Annotated in this window: 18 protein-coding genes and 2 tRNA genes; 12 read left to right on the top strand and 8 right to left on the bottom strand. The window is 66.8% G+C overall.

Going from position 1 to position 16,843, the window contains the following annotated elements; translation table 11 throughout:
- The first annotated feature begins 158 nt into the window (after window positions 1-158).
- Window positions 159-932 (top strand): integrase core domain-containing protein, encoded by a 774-nt coding sequence (locus QP089_RS34105; RefSeq protein ID WP_285917330.1) that lies wholly within the window; start codon window positions 159-161, stop codon window positions 930-932.
- Here QP089_RS34105 and QP089_RS34100 read toward each other — a convergent pair.
- Window positions 929-1,423 carry a hypothetical protein gene (locus QP089_RS34100; RefSeq protein WP_285917328.1) on the bottom strand — a complete coding sequence of 165 codons (495 nt, stop codon included), beginning with the start codon at window positions 1,421-1,423 and terminating at the stop codon, window positions 929-931. The genes QP089_RS34105 and QP089_RS34100 overlap by 4 nt on opposite strands.
- Before the next feature lie 1,412 nt (window positions 1,424-2,835).
- Here QP089_RS34100 and QP089_RS34095 point away from each other — a divergent pair.
- Window positions 2,836-3,129, top strand: a complete 294-nt coding sequence (locus tag QP089_RS34095) for a MafI family immunity protein (protein ID WP_285917326.1) — start codon at window positions 2,836-2,838, stop codon at window positions 3,127-3,129.
- A gap of 343 nt (window positions 3,130-3,472) precedes the next feature.
- Here the strand turns inward: QP089_RS34095 and QP089_RS34090 are convergent, their stop codons facing one another.
- From QP089_RS34090 to QP089_RS34080, 3 genes are read right to left on the bottom strand one after another with little or no spacing between them, the layout of a single operon-like run.
- On the bottom strand, window positions 3,473-4,774 hold the full coding sequence (locus tag QP089_RS34090) for an ApeA N-terminal domain 1-containing protein (protein WP_285917324.1): 1,302 nt from the start codon (window positions 4,772-4,774) through the stop codon (window positions 3,473-3,475).
- The gene (locus tag QP089_RS34085) at window positions 4,771-5,358 is read right to left on the bottom strand and encodes a flavoprotein (protein ID WP_285917322.1); all 588 of its coding nucleotides are present in this window, start codon (window positions 5,356-5,358) and stop codon (window positions 4,771-4,773) included. The genes QP089_RS34090 and QP089_RS34085 overlap by 4 nt, the downstream gene beginning before the upstream one ends.
- Window positions 5,355-6,836: a helix-turn-helix domain-containing protein gene (locus tag QP089_RS34080; RefSeq protein ID WP_285917320.1), complete on the bottom strand. Its 1,482-nt coding sequence runs from the start codon at window positions 6,834-6,836 to the stop codon at window positions 5,355-5,357. The genes QP089_RS34085 and QP089_RS34080 overlap by 4 nt, the downstream gene beginning before the upstream one ends.
- 418 nt (window positions 6,837-7,254) lie before the next feature.
- Between QP089_RS34080 and QP089_RS34075 the strand changes: the two genes are divergently transcribed.
- The 8 genes from QP089_RS34075 to QP089_RS34040 all read left to right on the top strand — a co-directional run bounded on the left by QP089_RS34075 (window position 7,255) and on the right by QP089_RS34040 (window position 14,014).
- Window positions 7,255-7,632 (top strand): hypothetical protein, encoded by a 378-nt coding sequence (locus QP089_RS34075; protein ID WP_285917319.1) that lies wholly within the window; start codon window positions 7,255-7,257, stop codon window positions 7,630-7,632.
- Window positions 7,632-7,856: a hypothetical protein gene (locus tag QP089_RS34070; protein WP_285917317.1), complete on the top strand. Its 225-nt coding sequence runs from the start codon at window positions 7,632-7,634 to the stop codon at window positions 7,854-7,856. Before QP089_RS34075 ends, QP089_RS34070 begins: the two co-directional genes overlap by 1 nt.
- A gap of 217 nt (window positions 7,857-8,073) precedes the next feature.
- Window positions 8,074-8,808, top strand: coding sequence for a GntR family transcriptional regulator (locus QP089_RS34065; RefSeq protein WP_285917550.1), 735 nt, complete (start codon window positions 8,074-8,076; stop codon window positions 8,806-8,808).
- A gap of 129 nt (window positions 8,809-8,937) precedes the next feature.
- Window positions 8,938-9,363, top strand: coding sequence for a plasmid replication, integration and excision activator (locus QP089_RS34060; protein WP_285917315.1), 426 nt, complete (start codon window positions 8,938-8,940; stop codon window positions 9,361-9,363).
- Window positions 9,364-9,454: 91 nt separating this feature from the next.
- Window positions 9,455-10,921, top strand: a complete 1,467-nt coding sequence (locus tag QP089_RS34055) for an FtsK/SpoIIIE domain-containing protein (RefSeq protein ID WP_285917313.1) — start codon at window positions 9,455-9,457, stop codon at window positions 10,919-10,921.
- A complete protein-coding gene (locus QP089_RS34050; protein ID WP_285917312.1) occupies window positions 10,918-12,603 on the top strand; it encodes a replication initiator in 1,686 nt (561 codons plus the stop codon). Before QP089_RS34055 ends, QP089_RS34050 begins: the two co-directional genes overlap by 4 nt.
- A complete protein-coding gene (locus QP089_RS34045) occupies window positions 12,600-12,848 on the top strand; it encodes an excisionase family DNA-binding protein (protein WP_285917310.1) in 249 nt (82 codons plus the stop codon). Before QP089_RS34050 ends, QP089_RS34045 begins: the two co-directional genes overlap by 4 nt.
- A complete protein-coding gene (locus QP089_RS34040; RefSeq protein WP_285917308.1) occupies window positions 12,848-14,014 on the top strand; it encodes a tyrosine-type recombinase/integrase in 1,167 nt (388 codons plus the stop codon). Before QP089_RS34045 ends, QP089_RS34040 begins: the two co-directional genes overlap by 1 nt.
- 56 nt (window positions 14,015-14,070) lie before the next feature.
- Here the strand turns inward: QP089_RS34040 and QP089_RS34035 are convergent.
- Window positions 14,071-14,141: transfer RNA gene (locus QP089_RS34035), tRNA-Gly, on the bottom strand.
- Window positions 14,142-14,308: 167 nt separating this feature from the next.
- On the opposite strand from QP089_RS34035, the gene QP089_RS34030 reads away from it, so the two are divergent.
- Window positions 14,309-14,382: transfer RNA gene (locus tag QP089_RS34030), tRNA-Pro, on the top strand.
- A gap of 72 nt (window positions 14,383-14,454) precedes the next feature.
- Here the strand turns inward: QP089_RS34030 and QP089_RS34025 are convergent.
- Both QP089_RS34025 and QP089_RS34020 read right to left on the bottom strand, forming a co-directional pair.
- Window positions 14,455-15,024, bottom strand: a complete 570-nt coding sequence (locus QP089_RS34025) for a Cys-every-fifth RiPP peptide CefA (protein WP_285917307.1) — start codon at window positions 15,022-15,024, stop codon at window positions 14,455-14,457.
- Complete coding sequence (locus QP089_RS34020) at window positions 15,024-16,214, bottom strand: radical SAM/SPASM domain-containing protein (RefSeq protein ID WP_285917548.1); 1,191 nt, start codon at window positions 16,212-16,214, stop codon at window positions 15,024-15,026. Before QP089_RS34020 ends, QP089_RS34025 begins: the two co-directional genes overlap by 1 nt.
- On the opposite strand from QP089_RS34020, the gene QP089_RS34015 reads away from it, so the two are divergent.
- Window positions 16,167-16,457 carry a hypothetical protein gene (locus tag QP089_RS34015; protein WP_285917305.1) on the top strand — a complete coding sequence of 97 codons (291 nt, stop codon included), beginning with the start codon at window positions 16,167-16,169 and terminating at the stop codon, window positions 16,455-16,457. The two genes, QP089_RS34020 and QP089_RS34015, sit on opposite strands and share 48 nt — an antisense overlap.
- Before the next feature lie 22 nt (window positions 16,458-16,479).
- Here QP089_RS34015 and QP089_RS34010 read toward each other — a convergent pair whose 3' ends face one another.
- Window positions 16,480-16,821 (bottom strand): hypothetical protein, encoded by a 342-nt coding sequence (locus QP089_RS34010; protein ID WP_285917303.1) that lies wholly within the window; start codon window positions 16,819-16,821, stop codon window positions 16,480-16,482.
- Window positions 16,822-16,843 lie beyond the last annotated feature (22 nt).

Here is a 16,843-nt window from a genome sequence, read left to right as displayed (position 1 = left end):
GGCAGACAGCAAGACGCGTCCGGCGGCCGGGTCTGGCGTCACGAGGCGGTGCTCGCTGGTCTGCCGGTGAGCCGGCGATAGAGCTGGACGGTATCTGGATGCGGTTCGAGGTCGGTGTCCACGGCGGCGAGTTCACGTAGGCAGCTCGTCCAGGCTTCGTGGACACCGGCGGTGTTGCCTGCCGCGTGTTCGGCGCGCATCACCATGCGCCACAACTGCTCGGCAGCCGGATCGGCGATGAGCTGGCCCGGCTCGGGTACACGATCGCCGCGTCCACCGTCTGGGAGATCCTCCACGCCGCCGGCATCGACCCCGCACCCCGCCGGGTGGGCCCGACGTGGCGGCAGTTCCTGACCGCCCAGGCTCACGCGATCATCGCGTGTGACTTCCTGGTGGTGGAGACGGTGCTGCTAAAGCGGCTGTACGTGCTGGTGTTCATCGAGCACGGAACCCGCAGACTCCACCTGGGCGGTGTGACGGCGCACCCGACCGGGGCATGGGCGGTGCAGCAGGCCCGCAACCTTGCCATCGACCTGGGGGAGCGCGTCGACACGCTGCTGTTCCTGATTCACGATCGCGATCCCCTCTTCACGACCGCGTTCGCCGAGGTGTTCAAAGCCGACGGGCTGCGGATCATCACCACCCTGCCGCGGGCCCGACGGATGAACGCCATCTGCGAACGCGTCATCGGAACCCTCCGCCGCGAACTCCTGGACCGGACCCTGCTCCTCGGCGAACGCCACCAGACGATGGTGCTCAGCGAGTATCTGATCCACTACAACCGCCACAGGCCGCACCAGTCCCGGCAGCAGCGCCCACCGGACATCGAAACGCAACCGACCCGGGACGCTCCCGGGCCCGTCGACCTGCGCCGCATCCGCCGAAAATGCGTCGTCAAAGGCATGATCAGCGAGTATCACCACGCCGCTTAGCCGCAGGTCAGGTCACGTAGCCGGGTATTCAAGCGGGACAGGCTGAGGCCGAGCTCGAGATGTTCGAGCACGATGGTCGGGGTCTCGTGTGCGAGTGCCTCGATATCGTCGGCTTCCTGAACGATCTCTGTGGTCGCGTAGCCGGCTGTCTGGCTGGTGACATCCGCGGCGGCCTGGAGCCAGTGCACCGTTGCTACAGCGACGGCCGCAGGCTCGGTCTCGGTGAATAGGCTCGGGTCGCCGAACAGGTTTGCGTGGAGAATCTTGTCGGCGGCTTGGACCTGAGCGGGCGAGGCGTCGGCGCGAGTAAGAGCCAGGGCTTGCCGCGCGCGGCCGGTGAGGTCGCCCTGTTCGGCCCGTTCGATGGCGTCCAATTCGGCACGCACTTCGGCCATGACCCGTGTGTTCAGGTCGGCGTTGTTGATGTTGTGCAGGGCGCGGCCGACGCGGTGGGCGCTCTCCTCAACTGGGTTGTAGGACACGTCCAGCACGCCGCCGGAGGGAGGTTCGGCTGGACGAGGGCCTTCTCCACGGTCGTAAATGCCTTCCGGTGTTGCGTGCGTCGCCAGCCCTCGGAGTTGAGCTCTTGCTCGTCTGCGGCGGAGGCGGGGTGGGTGTAGGTGCGCCAAGCGTGGGCGGACACTCGGGTCATGGCCTGAGCGAGGTGCCCAATCGCGTCGCCCGAAACATCGCGCGGGCGCGGGAGCTCGGCGAAGGTGGAGGCGGTGCAACCCGAGCCGGTTTCTTGCACCGCGACGATTGCATGGCGGTCGTTGTCGAAGGCGTAGGTGGTCATAGCTGCCCTTCCCTAGTGGCATCTACGGTGCCACCGGGCGAGCTAAGGCGTGAAGCGAACGATGTCCCTAGTTGGCGCTGCTGTTCTTGGTGCTGCAGGAGGCCGGCGACGTGTGCCAGGCTGCGCCGGCCCCCGTCCGCTGCGGGCCGGGGCGGTCGGTCGGGGCGAGGCGATGTCCAACAGGAGGGTCTAGGGAGTGCTCTCGCGTGCCGGGTCAGGTGATCGGATTCGCCATGATCACATACAGGCCCAGTGATAGAAACTGTGATAGAAAATCTTGGAGTCGCTCCAAGATTGCGTTCACATGGCCTCTGACCTGCGGAAACGTTGGAGCGGGCGACGGGAATCGAACCCGCGTAGCCAGTTTGGAAGATTTCGGGCCGCGATCTTGAAACCAGCGAAGATGCAGGTCAGCAGCCACATCCCGTGCCCCGCAAACGACCGTAGCACCCCGCTGCCGACCACCCCAACGGGCACGATCAGGGCACGCTTCTCATCGGGCCGCGAGCAACGCGGATAGTCTCCCCCGACAACGGAACATCAACTGACGTGCGCTCGGTCACGGTCCGCAACGGGTCATCTGGCCTGAGGGAATGAACAGATCAGCAGGTCAGACATCTGGGCCTGCTGATTTGGAGGATGCTGCTCTGAGCATGATGTTCCGTTGTTCCTGGAGACAACGGAACCTGCTTACTTAAAGTCACGGCATCCTGCGGGATCAGCCCTGATCACTTCCTTGACCTGGGCGATCCATAGCCTTCGAGTGACCGTTCTCGTTGCCTGGCGACCGCTCCTGAACGCACGGGTGGCTGAGCCTGCACACGCGTGATGCCCTCGCCACGTGGCCACCTGGGCGTGCGGCGTAGCCGCTGTTCTTCCCCCACCTTCCTCCCCCGGCCCCGACGAGACCTGCACTTAGCGGCGGACGGGTTCTGTCAAGGGTGGCGAAGCCATCACGTAGTGACGTCCGAAGGGCGCCCTTGACAGGTTCCGGCCGCCGCCATCCTCGACAGCTCGGGGTCGGGGGGAGCCCCGCACCCTTCCAGCTCAACCGGCGGCACACCTCACCCACTTGGCGGTGGCGCGTGATGCCGATAGGGATGCCTCATGGGCTTGTACCGCAGGCATGAGGACTACATCGCCGTCCGTGCATGGGAGACGCGCATGGCTGCGCTGTTGCGTCTGGTGGCGGATCGGCTGACTGATGACCAACTCCGCTGGGGCATGGAGTTCCTTGCGCATGCTGAGTACGGCTTGGCGATCGAATCGGTTGCGGATTGGCTGGCGGAGGAAGACCGGTCCCTCACCGCGGCTGAGCGGGCAGAGATGACGGCTCTGGCGGGTGAGCTGGGTGCGGATGTACATGCCCGCGTCGAGCGGAGCCTTGGCCATTGCCTGTAGCGGCGGCGCGACCCCGCAGAGGCCGGATGGAGCGGGGCCGGCGGACGCGTCGCGATGCGCGGCCCGGCGCGGCCGCCCGGTGACCGGCGCCCACGCCGCACGCGCCGGGCGGCCAGGCGCGGGGCCGCGCCAGCGGCCCAAGCGCCGCCGCCCCTACCAGGACGGCACTATGCTTCGGTTAGATGCCCGAGCGGGGGCTTCGTACCCGCGACTCGCTGATCGCGGACAAGGGCTGCTGGCGGCGGCGTAGGCGCCGCCGCCCCTTGATCCCAAACAGCCCAATTCGGCAGTGGACTCGGTCCCGCACAGTATGCGCGTGAAGTGCAATCTCTGAGCAGGCTGATCACAGGACTATGTGCCTGATGTCATGCCCCAGGCGGTTAAGCTGATGAGAGTCAAGAACATTTGCCACAATTGATTTACTTCGTGCAACCCTTCTAAGTAATACGCAAGCTAGTAGGACCTGGCCACTGTCGGCGAGAATTCTAGCCTTGTAAGGATCGACAAGGTGATTCGGGCGATGCTTAATGGCGTTGTATTCATTCCAAAAGATATCGGCCCACTTCTGGATGTCGCCAACCCATTCAGCAAAATGCTCTCCCGCTTGCCTTGCCACCGCAAGAGATTGAGGGCGCTCTCGACTCCAGCGCGCGGTGCGCGCATGAGCAGCGGTCCAGTACTCGATACCTGCTGCGATATCCATCATCTGAACTTCTGGCGATATTTTACCGGTGCGAAAAGATCGCGTAGCCGGGATCACCGACCGTGAGTGCCTTTTGCTGATGTTGATCCATCGGCGAAGACCTTCTATCCCTCCGACGTGGGACAAGCTAAATAGGGGGGTTTCCGTCATTGATTTCGGAGCGACGGAACTCGGCGGTCGGAACATCAAGGCATGGTTCCAGAACTCTGGATTGCGATCACCCGTGCCCTTGACCGTAAAAGCTTGCCCTCCGTCCGCGGCCACTAGACCCTGATGTGCAAGATTAATGAGATTCTGCAGGTGAAATATTGGACCGATTAGCTCGTGGATATCTTTGCCGCGACTAGAGCTACATGTGACCTTGAGGGGTGCATATACGGTTTTCCGGCTTTCCGAGCCGGAAACTTCCCAGTGGGTTCCCAATTCTAGAGTCAGTGCTCGACTTAGCTGTATTTTCGCAGGCGGAGAGGACTCGACTTTCATGGACATACCTTTGTAGCGATTGTCCTCCCCGACCTCTCTTGCGATCTTCAGTGCAGATACTCCCGCCCAGTTCGTTACGTCAGGAAAGAAAGCTGAAATGCTTGTCACTTTTGGAGTATCGATCAGTCTTGGGTCGATGCCAAATATCAGCGTTTGACCTCGATAGCGATGCACCGATGCTTTGGTTCCTCCAATGTTAAAGGATGAACCAAAGCCGACCATGTTCGTGATTAAGATCCCTGCATGCTGGGTCCGCCCCTTTATCCATTCCGGAATTCTACGATTCGATGTAGAGAATCCGGAGAGTAGATCTTCTTCAAGGGTATCGATCCGAAGAAATCCGTCTTCAGCTAGCTGTATGTACCCTCGCTGGCTTTCTTTTCTTAGATCCTTGCGTTCTATGATCGGGTGAAAGAATCCGATGCAGCCGCCGAGGACATCATCAATACTTGACGTCATTGTCCATGCACCTGCTTGCTTCGTCCAGGGATCACCTTATGGACTTCAAAGAGCGCAAGGTCCCACGGAAATATGCTTGCCATTTTTCCGCCTGCGCCTGGAGGGTGTGGCTCGAATTGGCCGGGGGCGAGTAAGATATGTATTCCTTCTGCACGGAGATCTTCAACGCTGCGCCGGAAGGCGGTGCGACCTGCTAGTGCGGTGTTGACAAAGGGGAGGACTACTACGGGGATGCCTAGGCCGGGGGCTTCGGCGAGGATGCCTAGGGCGTAGGTGTCGCTGATGCCTGCGGCCCATTTGTTGATGGTGTTGTAGGTGGCGGGGGCGACGATGATGGCGTCTGCTTTGGGTGAGCGGGGTTCACCTGGCTTGCGGTATTGGCTGCGGACGGGGCGGCCGGTTTGAGTTTCGAGGGCTTCGGCGTCGATGAAGTCCAGGGCTGAGGGTGTGGCGATGATCTGGACGTCCCAGCCTCGTTGGCGGGCGAGTGTCACGAGTTTTCCGACGTCGCTGGCGGGGCCTGCTGCGCAGACGATGATGTAGAGGACGCGGCGGCGCTCGTCGTCGGCTCCGGCGTCGGTCACAAGCGCACCCCGATTTCTGTCGTGAACTCCTTGAGCTGCCGCTTGACGCTAGGCGGGGCGGTGGCCATGAGGTCGCCAAGCATGCGGTGGACGGCGGGGCGGGCTGAGATCTCCTCGGGCGCGAGCTGGTGGGCGTAGCGCAGGACCTCGTATGCCTTCTCGTGCTTGCCCCATTGGGTGAGGGCGCTGGAGGTGTCGACGAGGAGTTTTGCCTTGCGTTCGGTGAGGGGGATGCGGCCCAGGTCGACGGTGCGGGCGTGCTGGATGGCGGCTCCGGCGTCGCCGAGCTTGAGGGCGATGTTGACGCGGTGGAGTTGAACGTTGGTAGGGCCGAACGCGGTCCATCGGTGGTTGTAGTCGCCTCCGAGTTCGCGGCCTGCGGCTTCGGCCTCGTCCAAGAGGGTGGCGGCGGTGTGCCGGTCAGAGCGTTGGCCGGCGGCGACCGCGCCGCGTAGGAGGAGTGCGCCGTAGACGGAGAGGAAGTCGGGCGTGCGCTGGTCGATGTCGTGGTCGATGCGTTCGGCGTAGGTGCTGGCGGTCTTGGTGGCGGCGCCGTGGTGGCCGTCGTTCATCAGGGCGTGGGTGATGATGCGGGCGCTTGACCCGATGGTCGTGAGGTCCTGGCTGCGGCGGGCGGCCTGCATGCTGCGGTCGGCTGCGAGCCAGGCAAGCCCTTCGTGGTCGAGTTTGAGCAGGATGCTCGCGGCGACGTGGTGGGCCTCGGCCGAGAGCGCTTCGGCCTGGAGTCGGGCGTCTCCCTCGTAGATGGCGCAGGCGTTGCGCAGGTCTGCCAGCAGGGCGGGCAGGGAGTTGATGACGGTGGAGTACTTGCAGTCCTGGTAGCTCCGTTTGGCTGCGGCTACGGCGGCGTCCAGGCGGGCGATGCTGAGGGCAGCCGGGGACGGGTCGTCGCTGCTGGAGGGGTATCCGGCCAGGGCGGCGGCGAATGCCTCGACGCCTTCCAGCGGTGCGCCGTCGGACGGTAGGTCAGCGAGGATGGCGCTGAACACGCTGGCTCCGGCGAGCTTGCCGAAGGTTCTGCGGTGCACGGGGTCCCCTTCCTCGACATCGGCATCTATGTCCAGAGAACCCAGGAATGCGGGCGGAACCATGTCCGCGGGGGCATCCCGTGATGTGATGATCGTCGCCTTCGTGGTGGTCGGCGAGGTGAACGTGGGGAGGGTGCGCGGGGCCAGGCCCAGGGTCATGCGGGCGGGGTCGGGCATCTGGAGGCCGTCGGCGATGCGCTCAAAGACCTCCAGGGTGGTGACCTGGCGGCCGCCCTTCTTCATGGTCTCGCTGACCTTGCCCTGCGACATGCCGCAGGCGATCGCGATTTGGGTTTGGCTGGCGCCTGCGTACTGGCGCAACAAGTGGAAGACGGTTCGGATGTCGCGGGTGGTCAGGGCTTCGATCATCTGCGGGCGCTGCCACAGTGAGTCCGGGATGACGATCGGGTCTGACGCCCGTCCCGACATCGGGTCTCCCTCCGCGTAACCGGTCTTCGCTGAGCGTATATCCCGTCGCGGGATATCGCCTGGGAATGGGTGCCGTCCTGGATTTGGCGGATCTTGGTCGGCATGACGCAGCAGCAGGGAACCGGCAAGCCGGGGTGCCGCTCGTGCGGTGGCCGTGGCTGGAAGTTCGTCTCTCCCCTCCGTGTGGTGTTCGTAGGGACGCCGGGTGACTCCGGTCCGCAGGTGCGGCGGAAGCCGTGCCGCTGGTGTGCGCCGACGCGCAAGACGCGTGCGGCGTAGGTGAAGCCGCGGGGCCGGCGGGCGTGGCGGGCGACTGGAAGCGCGGTCGCTTCGCCCCCGTGGCGGCTGCGCTTGGCCGGGTGGGGTTCGGTCGCCTGCTCGTCCGCCGGTCCCGCTCAACCCCTGGGAGTTCTCGGTCATGAACGTGGTGAGCTTGCGGCCCCTTCAGGACACGGCATGGCGTCCGGCTGCGCTGGCGCTGGTCGAGGCGTTGAAGCGGCGGGGCCTGGACGCGCAGGTGTACGGGCACGGTGCGGTGCGGGCGAGCAACCCGGCCGGTGAACCCGACCCGGACGATCCGCGTGGGGCGTTGATGCATCCGGGGATGCGGCAAGAGGTGCTGTGCCGTCGGCACGAGGGCGTGTTGTGGTGGCTGTGGGTGTGGGCCGGGCCTACCCGCCAGTCGCCGCCGGAGTTGGAGCCGTTGTGCCCGCTGCTGGAGACCGACAGGGCGGCGGACCGGATCGCTCGGGTCCTGGCGGTGCCGTTCGTCAGCTCGCCGGACGGCGGGTCGTGATGGGTGTGGTTCCGGTGGTGCTGCCGGACGGGATGAGCGGGCGGCCGGTCGCCGCGCAGATCGAACGCGAGTTCTCCGGTGTCTGGGCCTGGTACGGCGAAGCCACCGGTTCGTGGTGGGCGATGGTCCGGCTCGGTCGTGGCGGGCGGCTGGTGGAGGCGCGCAACCCGGAGGAGTTGCGGAACGCGATCGTCCGCGCGCGGGGCTGGCCCTGGCCCCGATGACACGAGGCTCGCCGGGATGGTGGTGGCGAGTTGGGTGCCCTCGGGCCTGTCTGCTGGGTGGTTTCGGCGGTCGGGCTCGGGGGCTTTGCTCGTTGCGGCTGGGACGGAGACGCAGTTCGGGGCCGTGGTCATGGGCGTGACGTAGGAACGGAGGGACGCTACAGTGCCGGAGAGATTCGCTTATGCGGTCAAGCGTGAGAGTCGTCAGGTGGTCGAGATGTCGAGCTTGGAGTTCGAGCCCCCGAAGTACGCGCGGGTGGTGCTGGAGTTGCGGCGCCGGATCGAGAACGGGGACTACCCGCCTGGGGTGATGCTGCCGTCTGAGTCGCAGCTCGTGCGAGAGTTCGCGGTCGGCCGGACCACGGTGGTTCGTGCTTTGCAGATGTTGCAGCAGGACGGGTGGATCACTCGTGAGCACGGGCGCGGCTCGTTCGTGAAGGGGCGTCCTGGTCCTGCGGCGCGGGCCTCGCGTCCGGGTCTGGCTGTCTTGGACCAGCCGGAGACCTCGCCGGGCGTGAGCCTCTTGGAGGTCGGCACGGTTCCGGCTCCTGCACCGGTCGCCGGCCTGCTCGGCCTCGATGGCGGAGCGCGGGTGCTGGTGCGTCGGTGGGCGACCGTGCGGGAGGGCATCGTCTCGGAGTTGGTGACGTGCTGGTTTCCGCAAGAGCTGGGGTACGGCACCGACCTGGACAAGGAAACGGCGCTGCCGGTCGGGCTCCGGGATCACCTGCGGACCGTCAAGGGACTGCGAGTGGACCACATCGCTGAACGGCTCTCGGCTCGGCTGGGCGTCAAGGGCGAGGCGGAGGCGTTGCAGCTCAAGGAGAGTGAGCCGGTGCTGACGGTCTTGGCGAGCATGCATGACGCCTCCGACACGGTCTGCTTCGTGGCCGAGGTCGTGTTGCCGGGGTCGCTGCATGAGCTGGAGGACGTGTACAGCGTCCCGGACTGACCTGCCCCTTCGGTCAATGTGACGCAGGTCACTCGTTTCGATGGTTGTTCGGTCGAGTGGGCGAGGTACATTCAATCCACATCCACTTGACCGAACAAGCGGTCAGGTGAACGTCTGGAGGTATCTGCCATGGCAGTGCAGGGTCCGTTCAAGGTCGCGTTCGGTGACGTGTTCCCCTACGGCGCGTTCGTCAAGGGCGGCGTCGAGCCGGTCCGCGACTTCGACCGGTCGAGCCGGGAGAACTTCGTGCAGGGCCGCGACAAGGACACCGGCGAACTGGTCTGGTCGGTCGAGGTCCTCGATGCAGACCCGGCGTCCAAGGGCACGTTCAAGGTCAAGCTCATCGCGCCCGTCCAGCCGGTGCTCCCCGAAGCTCCGGCCGGGTTCCCGTTCGTGCCGGTCGAGTTCGACGGGCTGACCGTGACGCCGTACGTCAACAGCCAGAACAACCGGCTCGCCTACTCGCTCAAGGCGGCGGGGATGCGTCCGGCTGGCTTCAAGGGTGGCGCGGGCCGGACTTCGAGCAAGGACACGGCGGCGAAGGACGCGGCCTGATCCCCGAAATGGGTGGGGCGGCTGGAGCTGGTACCTCCGGCCGCCCCGCTTCTCTCCCTCGAACCACACGAAGAGAAGAGGTGTCCAGGCTATGTCCTGGGAGTTCCGCAAGCTCGGTCCCGGTGAGAACGTCGCCGTCGAGGCGCAGCGTGACCCGTTCGCGGCGCCCAAGTGGGCGCCTCCGGTGTGGCACATGCCCGAGGGCCTGGTCCTGCTCGTCAACCTCGTCCGGGCCGTCGTCCGGACCGTGGTGTTCCTGGTCCGCAACATCGTCCCCGTGTCCATCGCGGCCGGGCTCGGCTGGCTCGGTGTCCGGTTCGGCTGGGCGGTCCCGCTCGTCGTCCTGGTCCTGGTCGCGGTCGGCCTGGCCGTGTGGGCGATGGCGGACCGTCCGTCGTTCGTCCGCTACCTCGCTCGTCCGGCTCGTGCCCAGTGGCGGCTGGTGATGGTGTACCGCCGCGACTGGCAACCCGTCCTGGTCACGGCGGGTCTGACCAAGACACACAAGGGCCGCGAGTACCTGCCCAGCCTCGTCCGGGTCCGCTGCGGTCCGACGTCGGATCGGGTGCTGGTGAAGATGCTCAAGGGGCAGGCGCCGGACGCGTGGGAGCGTGTCGCGGTCAATCTCGCGCACGGCTTCGGCGCGACGCTGGTCCGGGTTCGGGAGGGGGACCGTCCGGGGCGGATCTGGCTGGAGTTCGTCCGCAAAGACGCTCTCGCCGTCCCGATCCCCGGCCTGCCCGTCCCCGACGCTGCGGCCGTCGACTTGCGGGCGCTGGAGATCGGACGGACCGAGGACGGGTCCCCTTGGCGGCTGCGGCTGCTCGGAACGCACGTGCTGATCGCGGGGGCGACGGGGGCCGGCAAGGGGTCGGTGATCTGGTCGGCGGTCCGGGCCTTGCTGCCGCTGATGCTGGCTGGCCTGGTCGAGGTGTGGGCGGTCGACCCCAAGCGCATGGAACTCAGCTTTGGCCGTCCCCTCTTCGAGCGCTACGGCCGATACAGCGATGATCCCAAAGGCGGCATGGTCGAACTCTTGGAGGCGGCGGCCGAGGACATGAACGCCCGCGCCGAACAGTTCGCGGGCGTGACGCGCTCGTTCACCCCGACGCATGAGCACCCGTTCCGGGTCGTGATCGTGGATGAGCTGGCGTTCCTGACCGCCTACTGCCCCGAACGGGATCTACGCAAGCGGGCCGAGTCGGCGCTTGCTGTGCTCACCAGTCAGGGCCGCTCGGTGGGGTACTGCGTGATCGGCGCGCAGCAGGACGCACGCAAAGAGGTCAACAACCTGCGCAACCTGTTCCCCGACCGCATCGCCCTGCGGCTGGATGAAGACGAACAGGTCGACATGGTGTTGGGCGACGGTGCCCGCGACCGTGGCGCGCTCGCTGATCAGATCTCGTCCGTTCCGGAGATCGGCGCTGGGGTCGGGTTCGTCCGGCTGGAGACCGTCCCCGATCCGGTCCGCGTCCGGGCCGCGTACGTCTCCGACGACGACATCCGCGACATGGTCGCCTTCGGCCTCCCCGTCCTCAACACCGGGGAGGCTGCATGACACAGCTCTCCCTCGACGGCTCGGAGACGCCCGCGGCCGAGTCGACGTCGGAACCGGTGGTCAAGACCCTCGCCCCGCTGGCGCGGGGGGTGCTGGAAGCGGTCGCGGTCGAACACGGCGTCTGCGTCCGGCCCGTGCCGATGCGGCGCGTCGACCTGCACACCGGTGCGGCCGAGGTGGTGTACGTCCCGTGCGGTCACACCCTCGCCTCGGTGTGCCCGTCGTGTGCGGAGCGGAAGCGCAAGCTTCGGGCGGTGCAGTGCCGTCAAGGCTGGCACCTGGCCGACGAACCCGTCATCACACGCGCCGACCCGGACGAGGAACAACGGGCGTGGATGGAACTGCGCTCGCAGGCACAGGCGGCCCGTGACCGCGCAGCCGAGGACGGGACGGCGGACGGGGAGGGGCCGGAGTTCTGGGACGCCGTCGTGCGGGACCTCGATATCGAGATCGAACGCACCGGCGTGCGGGGCTCACTCAAGACCGGTGAGGATGCCAGGGGCCGGCGGACTCGCTCCACGCGGCGGCGGCAGGACGCGCCGGACCTTCCTCGGCGTCCGGTCGACTCCCGCACGGTCGGGAAGGTCTTCCGGGGCAAGGACGGGAAGACGTTCCGGCCGTCGCTGTTCCTGACCCTGACCTTGGACTCCTACGGGCGGGTGCGCTCGGACGGGACGCCGGTCGACCCGGACTCGTACGACTACACGCGGGCCGCTCGTGATGCGCTGCACTTCTCCAAGCTGGTGGACCGGTTCGTGCAGAACCTGCGCCGGTTCGTCGGGTATGACGTGCAGTACTTCGCGGCCGTCGAGCCGCAGCGGCGGTTGGCTCCGCACCTGCACATGGCGATCCGCGGGACCATCTCCCGCACCGAACTGCGCCAAGTCGTCGCCGCGACCTATCACCAGGTGTGGTGGCCCTCCACGGATCGCGTCGTCTACTCCGGTGACCGGCTGCCGGTCTGGGATGACGCAGCGGGAGAGAACGGCGGCTACCTCGACCCGACTACGGGTGAAGTCCTGCCGACCTGGGATGACGCGCTGGACGCCATCGGGCTGGACGACGACGCCGAACCCCTGCACGTGGTCCGCTTCGGGCGCCAGATCGACGCGCAAGGCGTCCTGGCCGACTCGGCGGACTCGCGGCGGTGCATCGGCTACCTGACCAAGTACCTGGTCAAGGGCGTCGCCGAGTGCCACCAGGCCGAGACGCCCGCGCAGCGTGAGCACGTCGACCGGATGGCCGAAGCACTGCGCTACGAACCGTGCTCACCGACCTGTGCGAACTGGCTGCGCTACGGCGTCCAGCCCAAGAACCCCCGCAAGGGCCTCGCACCCGGCTACTGCAAGGGCAAGGCACACCGACGCGAACACCTCGGCTACGGCGGCCGCCGCGTCCTGGTCTCCCGCAAGTGGTCCGGCAAGACCCTCGCCGACCACAAGGCCGACCGCAAAGCCTGGGCGCTCGCTCGACTGGCTGAGGCAGGCATCCCGGTCTCGAACCCTGCCGGTCCTCAAGCGGCCTACGTCTGGGAACGCGCCGGACCCGGCGACCCCGACGTCCGGCCAACCGAACATCGGCTCCTGCTCCTGATCAACGAACGCATCCAACGGCGCCGCCAACTCGACGCCGCGACCCAGAACACCACTCCCGAACTTTCGGCAACTGCGGAGGCAGCGTGACCGACCGGCGTAAGCAGATGACGGCCTTCGATCCTGATGACCGGCTCCTGACCTACGTCCAGGCGGCCGAGCTGCTCAACACGACTCCGCGGTTCCCGCGCCGTCTGGTGGAGGAACGGCGCATCCGTTTCGTCAAGGTCGGACGGTTCGTCCGCATCCCCGAATCCGCGCTTCGCGAGTTCATCGCGGCCGGGCTCGTCGAGCCGGTCACCCTGCGCGGCAGGCACACAAGGAGGGCTGCTTAATGGCTGGCAAGCGACGCTTCGGACGTGTCCGCAAGCTTCCGTCCGGACGGTTCCAGGCTCGGTATCCGGGACCGGATGGCCTCGACCGTCCGGCGCCGAACACCTTCGCGACCAAGCGGGACGCTGAACAGTGGCTCGTCCTCAAGGAGGCGGAGATCGCGCGGGGCGAGTGGATCGACCCAAACGCCGGCAAGGTGCCATTCGACGTCTACGCCAAGCAGTGGATCGATGACCGCGTGCTCAAGCCTCGCTCTGAGGGGCTCTACCGCAGTCTTCTCCGCAATCACCTCAGCCCGACTTTCGGCAACTACGATCTCGCGGACATCCGGGAGGCCGACGTGCGCCGCTGGCGGAAGCAACGGCTCGGCGTGGTCGGGCAATCGACGGTCGCCAAGGCGTACCAGCTCCTCAAGTCCATCCTGAACACGGCGGTCGATGACGAGTTGATCCGCCGGAACCCGTGCCGCATCAAGGGCGCCGGCACCCCGGACACGCCAGAGCGGGAGATGATCCCGCTCACCAAGGTCATCGAGATCCTCACCGTCATTCCCGAGCGGTACCGGGCGCTCGTGCTGCTCGGCACGTTCGCGAGTCTGCGGTGGGGTGAACTGGCGGCGCTGCGGCGCAAGCATCTCGACCTGAACGCGTGCGTCGTTCGGGTGGCGGGCTCGCTGGCCGAGTTGGACGGCGGCAGGCTCCTGGAGGACACGCCCAAGTCCCGGGCCGGTCGGCGCGTGGTGTCGATCCCGCCGGAGATCGTCCCGGACCTGCAAGCGCATCTGGACGAGTTCGCCGAGGACGGTCCGGACGGCCGGGTGTTCGTCGGTCCCCGTGGCGGTCCGCTGCGGCGCTCGGGGTTCCGGCGCATCTGGAACAAGGTGCGGGCGGACGTCGGCCTTCCTGATCTGCACTTCCACGATCTTCGCCACGTCGGCAACACCCTGGCGGCCACCACGGGCGCGAGTCTCAAAGAGTTGATGTCCCGCATGGGGCACGCCTCGTCCCGCGCCGCGCTGATCTACCAGCACGCCAGCCAGGATCGAGACAAGGCGATCGCGGAGGCGCTGGGGGAGGCGTTCAAGGTCGCTCGGGCCAGTGACAAGGGTGACAAGGGCACCCCGAAACGATCGGGCACGCAACGGGCACGGAAGCCGAAGAGAGCTTGAGGAAAAGCGAGGCCCAGGTGGGAAAACAGGGCTCCTACCTGGGCCTTCTCAGTGGGAGCGGGCGACGGGAATCGAACCCGCGTAGCCAGTTTGGAAGACTGGGGCTCTACCATTGAGCTACGCCCGCGAGGGATGGAGGGCGGCGGTGGCCCTCGATCGCCAACGGTAGCGTACAGGGTGGCGGGGGCGAACGGGTTTGCGGGGCGGTCCGGCAGGTGGAATGCCGGGTTGAGCGAGGCGGACGGCCCTGATCGGCATTAGACTTCACGGGTCGCCGGGGACGGCGGCGGATCGCGGGCTGTAGCGCAGTTTGGTAGCGCACTGGCTTTGGGTGCCAGGGGTCGTGGGTTCGAATCCCGCCAGCCCGACCCAGCTCACGCCGGGTCCGGCTCCTTCACGTGGGGGAGCCGGCACGGTGGTCGGGTGGTCTTCCGCCGGGCTTACCAGGGGACGTCGATTCGGACCTGTCGCAGGTCGATGCGGCCGCGTTCGATCTCGGTGACCGGGACGATGCTCGGGGAGCCCGCCTCGGTGATGAGGAACCGTTCGCCGTCGGCTCTCGGGTCCACGACCGGGAGGACGACCGGGCAGCCTCCCGCCGGCGGGACGTAGCGGGGGATGCTCACCGCTGATTCCGCTTCGGGGTCGAACACGTCGACCACACAGCTGTCCACGACGCAGCCGTCAATGGGGCATACCTGAACGGCGCATCCGTCGGCGACACATCCGTTTCCCCCGCACGCGTCGATGCCGCAGGCATCGCCGCCGCACGCGTTCACGCCGCAACCGTCGGCGCCGCAACCGTCGGCGCCGACGGTTGCGGCGCACGTGTTGGCGGGGCAACCGTCCGCGCCGCAACCGTCGGCGCCGCATCCGTCGGTACCGCAGGCATCGCCACCGCAGGCGTTCTGGCCGCATTGGTCGGCTCCGCACACGTTGCTTCCGCAGGGCCCCTCGGCGGTCGGGTAAATGCGGTCCAGGTCATACCGGGGTGTCACCAGGAAGCGCATCAGATCACCACCAGCGGAAGCAGTTTGCGGCCTCCGACCGACGCCTTGAGACCCTCGTGCGCGAGTGTTCCGTTCCGGTCGACGACGACGTCGGTCAGGCGGGTCTCGTGGTCCGCTGCGGCGGCGTCGGAGCCGCTGATCAGCCCGGCGGCGACGGCCCGGGTCAGCAGGCGCCGTTTGATGTCGTATTTCCAGGACGGGCACGGCAGCGCCGCGGCTTCGCCCGAGGTCTGCTCCGGGTTGACGAACTTGTGGGCGCACGCGCCGCCGCAGGACGGCAGCATGCGGCAGTTCCGGCACGCGGCCTGGTCGAACGGGCTCCAGCCCGACCATTCGCCCATCCGATCCGTGTGGAAGGAAGCGCGGCCGTCGAGCAGCGATCCGACCTTGAGATGGGGCATCGAGATCGTGTCCCAGCATTTGTGCAGGTCGCCGTTCGCGGCGACGACGAGCCCGTTGGGACGCAGGGCGCCGCAGATGCCGATGAACCGGCGGGGGTAGGGCAGGCCGGCGAGTCCGAGTTCGAACGCCAGGCGTTGCAGGCTCGTCTCCAGGGCGGCGTAGTCGCGCTTGGTCATGGTCGCGTCGGACACCGAATGGCAGCCTTCGGTGATCGCTTCGACGGGGGCGAAGTACACGCTGAGGTTGCCGGCCTTGCCGAGCCCGCGGTCGGCCAGGTCCCACAGGAGGTCCTCGATGCTGTCGCGGTTCCGGTCGTCGATGTTCACGCGGATCGCGACATGCATTCCGGTCGTCGTGACCGTGGTCTGGATGTTGCGGAGGATCCTGTCGTAGGTGCCCGTCCCCTTCAAAAGGGCGCGCCTGTTGTCATGGAAGTCGGCGCGGCCGTCAATGGTGATCTGCGCCGTTTTCACGCCTCGCTGCCACAGCGAACTCGCGGTGGCCTCGTCCAGCAGGTACCCGTTGGTCACGATCATTGCCTCGTACGCGGCGCCCTCCGTCTCACGTACGAGTTCTGCCAAGCGGTCCGACAGGCGGAATACGACCTCTTTGGCCATCAGCGGCTCGCCGCCGTACCAGCTGACGCCGAGGCGGCGCCCTGGGGCCAATGAGTCGCCGATAAAGGAGACCAGCGCGTCCTGCACCTGCGGAGTCATCCGGCCGACCGGCTTGTCGGCCCCTTGGAAGCAGTAATCACAACCGAAGTTGCACGCGAGGGTGGGCGCGATGGTGACGACCAGATTGGCAGGGTTGTTGCGCGTGTTCCAGTACTCGACTTCCAGTGCGGCGAGCTCGTCGACGTCGCTGCGGCGCAGGAAACCACCGGCTGCGAGCTCGGCCGCGGATTCCTCTGCGCCGTTCCGCCCCTGGTCGTTCAGCAGGGCGAACTCGTCGGGGGCGAGGAGAGCGGTGGCGCCGCTGACCGTGTTGTGGACGAGAGCCCGGCCGTCGGCGAGCTCGCGATGTTGTAGTCGGACGAGACGTACCGGCCGTTCATTCGCCGGGGCCGCTCTCGGCCGTTGCGCGTGACGCCTCGTCCGCGAACTCGGGCAGCCGCCGGAGGATCGCGTCCTGGGTGTCGCGCACCGTTTTGAGAATGACGGATTCGTTGTCGTCGCCGGTGCGTTCGAGTGTGTCGCGAACCTGCTGCAGCGTCACGCGCAGTTCGGCCGCATCGGGCGCCCTGGTCTTTACGGGAATCTGGGCGATGACTTGGGCGAGCAGCTGGACGAGCTGCCCCACGGTGAGGTCGGTGATCGGCGTTTCCGCCTCGACCCCTGCCACATCGATGACGATCTGTCGACCCGGCTGGCGACTCGCATTGGTGTCGGTCACAGGCGTCCACCTCCGTGGCGGT

The sequence above is a fragment of the Actinomadura opuntiae genome, from assembly GCF_030283205.1.
In the GTDB taxonomy this organism is placed as follows: Bacteria; Actinomycetota; Actinomycetes; order Streptosporangiales; family Streptosporangiaceae; genus Spirillospora.
This window is presented reverse-complemented; position numbering and strand designations above follow the sequence as displayed.

Bases quoted from the DNA above. Each gene is read 5' to 3' on its own strand.
- QP089_RS34095 (WP_285917326.1), top strand. From the start codon at position 2,836: ATGGGCTTGTACCGCAGGCATGAGGACTACATCGCCGTCCGTGCATGG.
- QP089_RS34090 (WP_285917324.1), bottom strand. From the start codon at position 4,774: ATGACGTCAAGTATTGATGATGTCCTCGGCGGCTGCATCGGATTCTTT.
- QP089_RS34080 (WP_285917320.1), bottom strand. From the start codon at position 6,836: ATGTCGGGACGGGCGTCAGACCCGATCGTCATCCCGGACTCACTGTGG.
- QP089_RS34075 (WP_285917319.1), top strand. From the start codon at position 7,255: ATGAACGTGGTGAGCTTGCGGCCCCTTCAGGACACGGCATGGCGTCCG.
- QP089_RS34070 (WP_285917317.1), top strand. From the start codon at position 7,632: ATGGGTGTGGTTCCGGTGGTGCTGCCGGACGGGATGAGCGGGCGGCCG.
- QP089_RS34065 (WP_285917550.1), top strand. From the start codon at position 8,074: ATGTCGAGCTTGGAGTTCGAGCCCCCGAAGTACGCGCGGGTGGTGCTG.
- QP089_RS34060 (WP_285917315.1), top strand. From the start codon at position 8,938: ATGGCAGTGCAGGGTCCGTTCAAGGTCGCGTTCGGTGACGTGTTCCCC.
- QP089_RS34055 (WP_285917313.1), top strand. From the start codon at position 9,455: ATGTCCTGGGAGTTCCGCAAGCTCGGTCCCGGTGAGAACGTCGCCGTC.
- QP089_RS34050 (WP_285917312.1), top strand. From the start codon at position 10,918: ATGACACAGCTCTCCCTCGACGGCTCGGAGACGCCCGCGGCCGAGTCG.
- QP089_RS34040 (WP_285917308.1), top strand. From the start codon at position 12,848: ATGGCTGGCAAGCGACGCTTCGGACGTGTCCGCAAGCTTCCGTCCGGA.
- QP089_RS34025 (WP_285917307.1), bottom strand. From the start codon at position 15,024: ATGCGCTTCCTGGTGACACCCCGGTATGACCTGGACCGCATTTACCCG.